The organism is Lactiplantibacillus sp. 30.2.29 (assembly GCF_018991255.1).
Classification (GTDB): domain Bacteria; phylum Bacillota; class Bacilli; order Lactobacillales; family Lactobacillaceae; genus Lactiplantibacillus; species Lactiplantibacillus pentosus.
The window spans coordinates 1-441 of sequence record NZ_JAGYGU010000129.1 but is presented as its reverse complement, the minus strand read 5'-3'; the positions used below and the strand labels follow the sequence as shown (position 1 = coordinate 441).

Annotated in this window: 1 protein-coding gene; it reads right to left on the bottom strand. The window is 41.7% G+C overall.

Translation table 11 applies throughout. From position 1 onward, the window contains the following. Nucleotides 1–59: 59 nt before the first annotated feature. Nucleotides 60–441, bottom strand: a 382-nt coding sequence (locus KGF65_RS16875; RefSeq protein ID WP_216788276.1) for an IS30 family transposase, incomplete at its 5' end; no start/stop codon positions are given.

The following is a 441-nucleotide window of genomic DNA, read 5'->3' as shown; positions in this document are numbered from 1 at the left end:
GGCAGATTGGTGATAGAAGCTTAATAAAAGGCAGATTGCAAGAAATAACTTGAACGAATTTAATGACGTAAATTAAGCAAGAAGATCTCGATTGGTGTATGCCAATTAAGACATTTAAGTGGCCGTGAATTCAAATACCAATTAATTTGAACCAATTGGTGATCACTTAGTTCTTCAATGGCTTGGCCTTTGGGAATAAAGCGCCGCAAAACTCGGTTACGGTTCTCATTACTGCCTCTTTCATGCGGTGAATAGGCATGGGCAAAATAAACCTGTGTACCAGTTCGCCGTTCAATTGTCTGATAGTTAGCGAACTCTTTACCATGATCTACGGTAAGCGTCTTGAGCTTGTCTTGAAGTTGACTAGCTAGTTCAAGTACGGCTTGAGTCATGGACTGACTGTCGCAACCATGGAGCCGTTTAACAATTGTCAGGCGACTC